The organism is Rhizobium sp. 2YAF20 (genome assembly GCF_052114685.1).
Lineage (GTDB): Bacteria > Pseudomonadota > Alphaproteobacteria > Rhizobiales > Rhizobiaceae > Rhizobium.
Genome location: NZ_JBFRFF010000056.1, coordinates 23,819 through 32,538, shown reverse-complemented (window position 1 = coordinate 32,538; position 8,720 = coordinate 23,819). Strand labels below are relative to the sequence as shown.

The 8,720-nt window shown below is 60.8% G+C and carries 6 protein-coding genes and 1 pseudogene; 2 read left to right on the top strand and 5 right to left on the bottom strand.

Annotated elements, in window-relative coordinates:
* A pseudogene (locus tag AB4Z52_RS33015) lies at positions 1-181 on the top strand (hypothetical protein); the annotation flags it as partial.
* 765 nt (positions 182-946) lie between these two features.
* Here the strand turns inward: AB4Z52_RS33015 and AB4Z52_RS33010 are convergent.
* From AB4Z52_RS33010 to AB4Z52_RS32995, 4 genes are all read right to left on the bottom strand, one after another.
* Complete coding sequence (locus AB4Z52_RS33010; RefSeq protein ID WP_442222069.1) at positions 947-3,430, bottom strand: DEAD/DEAH box helicase; 2,484 nt, start codon at positions 3,428-3,430, stop codon at positions 947-949.
* Between the two features lie 85 nt (positions 3,431-3,515).
* Entirely contained in the window at positions 3,516-5,078 is a 1,563-nt protein-coding gene (gene guaA / locus AB4Z52_RS33005; RefSeq protein ID WP_442222068.1) for a glutamine-hydrolyzing GMP synthase, read from the bottom strand.
* 93 nt (positions 5,079-5,171) lie between these two features.
* Positions 5,172-5,813 (bottom strand): 5'-methylthioadenosine/S-adenosylhomocysteine nucleosidase, encoded by a 642-nt coding sequence (locus AB4Z52_RS33000; protein ID WP_442222067.1) that lies wholly within the window; start codon positions 5,811-5,813, stop codon positions 5,172-5,174.
* The gene (locus AB4Z52_RS32995; RefSeq protein WP_442222066.1) at positions 5,810-6,259 is read right to left on the bottom strand and encodes a PaaI family thioesterase; all 450 of its coding nucleotides are present in this window, start codon (positions 6,257-6,259) and stop codon (positions 5,810-5,812) included. Before AB4Z52_RS32995 ends, AB4Z52_RS33000 begins: the two co-directional genes overlap by 4 nt.
* Before the next feature lie 285 nt (positions 6,260-6,544).
* On the opposite strand from AB4Z52_RS32995, the gene AB4Z52_RS32990 reads away from it, so the two are divergent.
* On the top strand, positions 6,545-7,618 hold the full coding sequence (locus tag AB4Z52_RS32990; protein WP_442222065.1) for a DUF2252 family protein: 1,074 nt from the start codon (positions 6,545-6,547) through the stop codon (positions 7,616-7,618).
* 15 nt (positions 7,619-7,633) lie between these two features.
* On the opposite strand, the gene AB4Z52_RS32985 is transcribed toward AB4Z52_RS32990, so the two are convergent.
* Positions 7,634-8,719, bottom strand: a complete 1,086-nt coding sequence (locus AB4Z52_RS32985) for a DUF1513 domain-containing protein (protein ID WP_442222064.1) — start codon at positions 8,717-8,719, stop codon at positions 7,634-7,636.
* Position 8,720 lies beyond the last annotated feature (1 nt).

Sequence of the window (8,720 nt, the reverse complement as noted above, 5' to 3'; positions counted from 1 at the left end):
TCGCCGCGCCGGAGATGTGACGGGGGTATACGGTGCAGCGGGCGGTGGCGGCGCGGTCGGCAAAGGGGCTCAGATGATCGTTATGACCAATGACAAGGGCGCCCAACTCGAACTCACAGGCAGGCAGGTAGGCCTGCAAATCAACGCCGATATCAGCGGTATGAGCATCACGGTGAAGTAAGGTCCATCAGTCCGTTCGCCATTCCATGGATGGGCCGGATTTGCTAAATTTAGCGATAGCGCCCCTCCAGGAAAGCTACCAGAGATTGCCCGTCGCCCTCTATTTCCACGCGGTTGTTCAAATAGCGTATAACCAATTGAAATCACTTGCAAATTTATTCCAATGCCGCGGCAAACTCCGACGCCGGAACCGTCAAAAAGTTACGCGGTTGATTTTAAAGGGCAAATCGCGGCGAAATTTTTCTTGAGCTTTCGCCGACTATCGGTGCCAATTCGTGACACCGAGCGGCTTACGCGACTCGCCGCGAAGAGTACCGTCAACCGAAGCATTTCATGCAGGCCCAACCGATGCCATCGGGCCGCGGCGAGCTGCGTACTCAACCAACTGGGCGTTGCTAGAGCGGAATCGTCTGGCTATTTTACTGGAAATAAACCGGAGGTTACGATGGGCAGTTCGCAGAAACGCGCCATACGGAATTGTCGATCTCGCCTCAGCGAGCGCGGCCTCGCGCGCTTTGAGGTGCTTGGTCGCGATGCCGATCGCGACTTCATCCGTTCGCTGGCGCGTCCAAACGAGAAGGCCGCCTTCTCGTCAAAATACTACCCTTTTGATTTTAAATCGGCGCACAAACTTTCTGTGGTTTCAGCAACTATCGGTGCCAAGCGACCCTGTGGACCTCTTCACGAAAACCAACCTGCCTGGCCCGCCTGCCATCGATGTGGCGTGCAACGTCACCAGGAGGTCGGGTCGGCGCGTTGCCGCTGTTCATCCTGCAATCTTGCCTCGCAGCATATCCGCGAGCGTCGATAGCGAATCTGCCAGTTGCCGCGTCGTTTCCGGCGGCGGCAGAGGCATCTTGAGGTTCTGCGCACCGGTGTCTGGATCCCGTTCGATCCACGGGTGCGCCGGAGCGCTGGGATTGTTGGCAGTCGCCAGAGCAGCAATAAATTGCGCCCCGACCTGCATCAGGACTTGCCACGGATCCGGACCTGCATCGCGTGATGACGCTCCGGCCCGCTCAGCCGGCGCAATCGCCGTCTCGCCAGCATCCGCATTTGCATGTCCTCGAGATCCGGCGTCATCGGCAGCGGAGATATTCCCGACCTCCTCAGCCGGAGTTACGGCCCCGGCCTCGCCCATGCGCCCGGTGACGATTTCCACGTCCTTCATAAAGCGGCTGAGACGCGAACCGCCGAGCGAAATCTCGCTGCTGCCACCGTCGAGAATTCCTGCCGATAGGGAGCGTTTGAACGCCAGAACCGAAAGCATGCCCTCCTCGATGGTGCCCTTGGCCACGAAATTGATGATCCGCACAGGCCGGGTCTGACCCATGCGATGAATGCGCGCGATGCGCTGCTCGAGGATTGCCGGATTCCACGGCAAGTCCATGTTCACCAGGGTCGAAGCATGCTGCAGGTTGAGGCCAGTGCTGCCAGCATCGGTGGATAAGAACACACGGCAGGATGGGTCGTCGCGAAACCGCTCGACCAGTGCCGGCCGTTTGTCCGACGGCACTCCCCCGTGAAAGCTGACGTAACCCAGCCCGCGCGTTTCGAGGCGGCGGATAAGGATTTCGTGGGTCCGTGTCCACTGCGAGAACACTACCGCCTTGGCCTCGGGATCACCGAACAAGTCGTCGAACAGCGCCGCCAATTCGTCAGCCTTGATGCCATGGTCGGTTTCCTGATCCAGCAGAAAGGTACTGTTGCACGACATGCGCATGTTCTGCAGCGCGCAGGTCATCCGCCGCTGATCCTTGTCCGACAAAAACCTGGTCTTGCGCCAGCGCTGGACGATTTTCGCCACCACGTCGGCGTTTTCCTGGTGATGAATCATTTGCATCTCGGTCATCGGTACCAGTAGGTTTTGATCGGTCCGGCCGGGAAGTTGCTGCAGCACCTCGGATTTACGCCGGCGGATCATGACCGGTGCCAACGTTTGGCCAATCTTCTCCAGCCCCGTATAGCCGACGACACGTCCAGCGTCGTCCTTGACCTGATGCTCGTGCAGCAGCTTCCAGGTTGGCCCCAGCCGGTGCTGATCGACAAACTGGACAATAGAAATCAGTTCTTCCAGTTTGTTTTCCAAGGGCGTCCCGGTTAGGACGATCGCGTAGGGGCTATCGATGCGTTTCAGCGCGCGCGCCGCAATGGTGTTCCAGTTTTTCACCCGTTGCGCTTCATCGACAATGATGAGTTCGGGCGCCCAGGCCGCGATCAGATCGAGATCCGGCTGGAGTTTCTCATAATTCGTGATCTTGCAGAAATCGTTCAAGGCATAGTCGTTCTGCCGCTGCGCCCGGCCGCCGTTTATGACGCGGGCCGCATCTTCGTCCTGTCGCCCTGAGAACCGCGTGATCTCGCTTTGCCACTGGTATTTGAGCGACGTGGGGCAGACCAATAGAACTTTCGAGACGCCAAAATGCTTTGCCAGAATTTCTGTCGCGGCAATTGCTTGTATGGTCTTGCCCAGCCCCATGTCGTCGCCAATCAGCGCCCGACCGGTCCTCGCCGCAAACAGCGCGCCCTCGGCCTGATAGGGATAGAGTGGCACTTTCAAAAGTGCCAGCAGCTCGGGATCGGCGGCACCACGTGGGAACAGTTGCTCAAGTTTTGAGGCCCGCTGCTCCGCATCTCGCTTTCCAGCAATGAAATCAAGTGTATCGTCATAAGCACGGAACTCGTGACCGGACTTCGACGCCAAAGCCATGAAAGGCTCGAGGTCGCCGAGGCGTTCGTCCGGAAGCATACCGTCGCGTTCGGTGTCGAACAAATCAGCGGCAGCCGCGCTCACCGCCGGCGGGCAGTCCGTTCCGGCGCGAAAATAGACGCAGCGTTTGCCGTCATTGCGCAAATACAGCTCGGAGAATGCGGGCTGGTAGCCGCGCGCAAACGCCATCTTGGCGCCGCGCTTTTTCTGCAGCCGGGCAAGCGTGAATTCGATGTGCTTGCAAGTGCCCAGCTCGCTGGTCGCATAGTCGGGGCACGAACAGAAATTGCCACCTGGCCCCAAGCCTCGAATCGCCACGCGGTAGCTAGATTTCGAAGCAGAGTTGCTGACCCTAAACTCGGAGAAAAACGGCTCGCTGGTCAGATTCTCGAGCCCGAAGACCTGCTCCCGGCCGAACTGGCGGCGGAGGCCGCGTTGCCAGTCCACCGGCGATAAATCGGCGGGCGTATGGGTGCGCGAGAGCTTTGGTTCTTTGTTTGGCTTGGTCGCGGAATTCAGGTTTCGGCGTTTGGATTTCATCGAGGCATTTCCGTTCGGAGAAGGACCGATCATGAAAAACAATGGAGTTGTATCGCCGTGGACAAGAAGCGCCCCTACAGGCTCCCTACTCCCACTCGATCGTTCCCGGCGGCTTGGACGTCACGTCGTAGACGACGCGGTTGATGCCGCGGACTTCGTTGATGATGCGGGTGGCGGCGCGGCCTAGGAATTCCATGTCGTAGTGATAGAAATCGGCGGTCATGCCATCGACCGAGGTCACAGCGCGCAACGCGCAGACGAATTCATAGGTTCGGCCGTCGCCCATGACGCCGACGGTCTGGACCGGTAGAAGCACGGCGAAGGCCTGCCAGATCGCATCGTAGAGGCCGGCTTTGCGGATTTCGTCGAGATAGATTGCGTCTGCATCGCGCAGGATTTCGAGCTTTTCGCGGGTGATGCCGCCAGGGCAGCGGATTGCAAGACCGGGGCCCGGGAAAGGGTGACGGCCGATGAAGCTGTCCGGCAGGCCGAGCTCCTTGCCGAGCAACCGTACCTCATCCTTGAAGAGCTCGCGCAGCGGCTCTACCAGCTGCATCTTCATGTGGTCCGGCAGGCCGCCGACATTGTGGTGCGACTTGATCGTGACTGAGGGGCCGCCGGTGAAGGAGACGCTTTCGATCACATCGGGGTAGAGCGTGCCTTGGCCGAGGAAATCGGCGCCGCCGAGCTTCTTTGCTTCCTCGTCGAAGGTCTCGATGAACAGACGCCCGATAATCTTGCGCTTGGTCTCCGGATCGCTGACACCTTCGAGCTCGCCGATGAAGCGGTCGGATGCATCGACATGGATCAGGTGCAGGTTGTAGTGCTCGCGGAACATGGCAACGACACCGGCCGCCTCGTCCTTGCGCATCAGGCCGTGGTCGACGAGAACGCAGGTGAGTTGGTCGCCGACGGCTTCGTGGATCAATAGTGCGGCGACTGAGCTGTCGACTCCGCCCGACAGCGCGCAGATGACGCGCTTGTCGCCGACCTGCTTGCGAATGGCCTCGACCGCCTTGGCGCGGTAGGCTGACATCGTCCAATCGCCCTTGAGGCCGGCGACGTTGTGAATGAAGTTACCGATCAGCTTGGCACCGTCAGGCGTGTGCACCACTTCGGGGTGAAACTGAACGCCGTAATATTTGCGATTTTCATCGGCGATGAAGGCGTATGGCGCATTCGAGGAGGTCGCGACGACCTCAAAGCCTTCGGGCAGCGCCGTGACACGGTCTCCATGGCTCATCCAGACCTGGTGGCGGGAGCCGGAGGACCAGAGGTCTTCGAACAGCGCGCAGTCCTCGTTGACGTCGAGAAAGGCGCGGCCGAACTCGCGGTGGTGGCCGCTCTCGACCTTGCCGCCGAGCTGCATGCACATGGTCTGCTGCCCGTAGCAGATGCCGAAGACCGGCAGGCCGCTGTCGAAGATGATCTGCGGTGCGCGCGGCGAGCCTTCTTCGACCGTCGATGCCGGGCTCCCAGACAGGATGATCGCCTTCGGCTTCAGACGGTGGAATGCCTCTTCGGCGGACTGGAAGGGCGCGATCTCGCAATAGACGCCCGCCTCGCGCACGCGCCGCGCGATGAGCTGCGTCACCTGGCTGCCAAAATCGACGATGAGGACGGTGTCTGGATGTGCTGTCTGGGTCATGGCGAGCCTTTAAAGAAAAGCCTTGCGGCTTGCAATCGGCCAAATGCCGCCTCTGGCGAAAATATTGTCCCGATTGTCAGGCGTTGCCCGGCGTCAGAACCAGAATACCCCGTCTTCCAGCGCGGTGAAAAGACTGTCGACGGCATAGGACAGCTTCCGGTCGACCACGTGCAGGTATTCGGTCCAGCCGGTGATATGCTGCAGCTCGACGACGCCGTCGGAAATGCCGCGAAGTCCGATCAGCGGTCGCTTGTAAACCTGGCACGCCCTGAGCACCGCGAATGTCTCCATGTCGACCATGTCGGCGGCGATCCGCCCATAGGCTTCGCGGCCTGAAATGACGTTGCCGCCGGTAGAAAGACTGGCCTCCGGAATGCCGGGAATGCGCAGCGGCAGGTCAATGACAGCGGGAAGATCGAGGAATGGTGTGCGGCCCTTCTCAAAGCCGAGCGGCGAAGCATCCATGTCGCGATAGGAAACGGCGTTGACCTGATAGACCTCGGTCTGCTCGAGCTTTGAGGAGCCCGCAGAGCCGAGCGAGACGACCATGTCAGGCAGGTCGCCATGCGCCTCGAGCTGCGCAAACGCGCGGGTCAGCGTGACCGCCGCCTCGACGGGGCCGACGCCGGTCATCAGCGGCTCGATGCGAGAGCGCAGGAAAGGACCATATTCCGCCTCCGCCGCCATCACAAACAGGATCGATTTGCCCGATACGGACTTGAGCTCGAACTTCATCCGGTAATTCCCTCTCTTCCCCTGATGACCATCATCGTTCCGGTCATGGAGGCAATCAATTTGGCCGGCCCGTCGCCGATTGCGTAGCCCCTGCCGTCGGCAACGATGATGGTCGTGCCGGGCTTGGTGACTTCACCGCGAAACAGGAAGCGCTCGCCGCGCCCCGGCGACATCAGGTTGACCTTGAATTCGATGGTGAGGATCGACGCATCCGGATCGATGACGCTCAAGGCGGCAAAACCGCAGGCACTATCGAGCGCTGCGGAAATCACACCGGCATGCAGCATCCCGTGCTGCTGCGTCAGCTTGACGTCGAACGGCAGCTCGATCTCGATCATCCCATGTTCGACGCGCGTCAACTCCGCGCCGATGGTCGCCATCGCCGCCTGACGCTCAAAACTCTGCCTGATCCGTTGCCGGAAATCGCCGCTATCTTCGCCAACCATCTGCCACCTTTTCGCAAGCGCGAAAGTGGCATGCGAGTGGCTTTTCGACAAGCGCAATGGAGTTGATTTTAGTTCAGATTGGGGATCGATTGGTGAAGCGCGGTGGCAGGTGTCGCCCATGCCGCACAAGGCATGAAAGCTGCCCGGCTGCAGTTGTCGTTATGATGACTGAAGTTCCAGCAGCCTGTGGCTTCACGGGCAAGGCAATCGCTGTCAAAGTCAATGCTGCGGAACGGATGGCTCAGGCGATCCGCCGACGAAACAGTAACCATCAAAGGCGCAGCAATGACAGCATTTTCGCAATCGATCGTTGCTTACGAGGAGTGGCTTCGGGCCGAACTGGGCGCCGATCTCGTCGTGGCCGATCTCGATAAGAAGCATCAGAAAATGAAGTCTGGCAGTTTCGCCTTCCTGCGCGCCACCTATTGGCGATGGGCCGAGACGATCCTCGACATCTGCCCGGATCTGGCCGGCGCGCCGACAGTGCTTGCGATCGGCGATACGCATCTTGAAAACTTCGGCACCTGGCGCGATGTGGAGGGGCGGCTGGTCTGGGGTGCCAATGATTTCGACGATGCCGCCGTCATGCCCTATGCACTTGATCTCGTGCGGCTGGCAACGAGCGCTATGTTCGCCAAGGTGAAAGGTGGCCCGACGCCGGACGCGATATGCAAGGCGATCCTTGGAGGATATCGCCGCTGTCTCACCCAGCCGTCGCCGATCGTGCTCGAACGAGATCACAAATGGCTGCGCAACGCGGTGATCCTGTCAAATGCAGAACGTAAGAAGTTCTGGGAGAAGCTCCAGCAGCTGCCGCCGCCAAAGGAGCCGCCAGCTGCGAAATACTTAAAGGCGCTGAAGGGCTGCCTTCCTGACCCGGCCACACCCTTCGTGGCAAAGCCGCGCACGGCAGGCACGGGAAGCCTCGGACGCCCACGGTTCGTCGCCTTCGTCGAATGGCGCGGGGGACCTGTCCTGCGTGAGGCGAAGGCGCTTGCGCAGTCAGCCTGGTCGCTTCGTCACGATCCGGCCAACACGAAGATCCAGGCAGGCGTGATCGCCGCCGGGCGCAACCGGTCGCCGGATCCGCAATACAAGGTCGCAAACGGCGTTCTCGTCCGCAGGCTCTCTCCGAACAGCCGCAAGATAGAGGTCGACCGTGACGCGGACATATTGCTGTCGCCGGACATGCTCGACCGGATGGGCTTCGAGATCGCCAATTGTCAGACCAACGATCCAGCCGTTGTCCCGGCCATCATCGCCGATCTTGAGAAGCGCCCGCCAAACTGGTTGCGGGATGCGGCGAGGGCGGCAGCGACCAATGTCGCCACCGAACAGAAGGCCTACGCCGCCGGGTGAAGGGGCTCACGCTTCTCATGGTGCTATGCGCACGATGTGCTGGTCCCAGGCGACCTCGCTCTGCAGGCCTTTGAACCGCCCGCCATAGGAGGACACGGCAAAACCGGTTGCGGCAGCGGCAATGCCGGCGGCGTCCGCGATGCTTTCGACCTTAAGGACCGCACCTGTTTTGGCGTCGAGAGTTACGGCGGCGCCATTGATCGGGGAGGTCACGCCAACCAGGTTTTCGCGACGATTGACGGCGATCGCACCGACATAGTTGCCAAGCGCGCGCGTCGTCTCGTCAGGCAGAGAAATGAAGGTCAGGTCCTCGCCCGTGGCGAAGTGGCCGATCAGCGGCGGCAGCGCGTTGCGGCGCCCCTCATACTGGCACGCAAACCAGATCTTCCCGTTGGCATCGATGTCGACATGCCGCGTCGAGACCTCCGCGTATTGCGCCGCAAGCACATGCTTTTCGATCAGGCTGCCGGTTGCGGTATCGACCAGCGTCAGCGATGGTTCCATATGGTCGAGATTGAGTTTCGTCCGGCCGAAATCCGGATGCGTCTCGATGCCGCCATTGGCAATGATGAGGAAACGGCTGTCGTCCGAAACGGTCACGTCGTGCGGGCCGGTGCCGTATGTCTGGTACTCGCCGATGCGCGCGAAGCGATTGCGGGCGTCATAGATGCCGATCATGCCGCGATTGCCGTCGAAATCGTTCTCGCTGGCGTAGAGCAGTCGCCCGTCGGGCGAAAATGCACCGTGGCCGTAGAAGTGTCGGCCCTCCTGCGCGGTGACGATGATCGGCTCGGCTTTGCCCTTGGGATCGAAGATCATCGCATAGGTGCCGGGGCGGCGCGCAAAAGCAACCGTGTTGCCCGTTGCCTTGCTGAATGCCATGCCGTGGGCGCGCGTCGGCAGCGCCACCTGATCGACGATCTCGCCGCGCTCGGTCACTGTGGCAACCGCGTAGGAGCCGTCCCTGGCACGGATCCCCGAGGCAAAGACGGCGTCGGTTCGCTCGAGTGCCATGAGCGCACCGGGCCGGAGGGCTGCAAGGAAGGTCATCCCGGCAGCCTTGACGAAGGCCCTGCGGTCGATCATCGCGCTCCGCGGCATC

Excerpts from the sequence above, each read along its gene's own strand:
- AB4Z52_RS33010 (WP_442222069.1), bottom strand. The coding sequence starts at position 3,430 with ATGAAATCCAAACGCCGAAACCTGAATTCCGCGACCAAGCCAAACAAA.
- guaA (WP_442222068.1), bottom strand. The coding sequence starts at position 5,078 with ATGACCCAGACAGCACATCCAGACACCGTCCTCATCGTCGATTTTGGC.
- AB4Z52_RS33000 (WP_442222067.1), bottom strand. The coding sequence starts at position 5,813 with ATGAAGTTCGAGCTCAAGTCCGTATCGGGCAAATCGATCCTGTTTGTG.
- AB4Z52_RS32995 (WP_442222066.1), bottom strand. The coding sequence starts at position 6,259 with ATGGTTGGCGAAGATAGCGGCGATTTCCGGCAACGGATCAGGCAGAGT.
- AB4Z52_RS32990 (WP_442222065.1), top strand. The coding sequence starts at position 6,545 with ATGACAGCATTTTCGCAATCGATCGTTGCTTACGAGGAGTGGCTTCGG.
- AB4Z52_RS32985 (WP_442222064.1), bottom strand. The coding sequence starts at position 8,719 with ATGCCGCGGAGCGCGATGATCGACCGCAGGGCCTTCGTCAAGGCTGCC.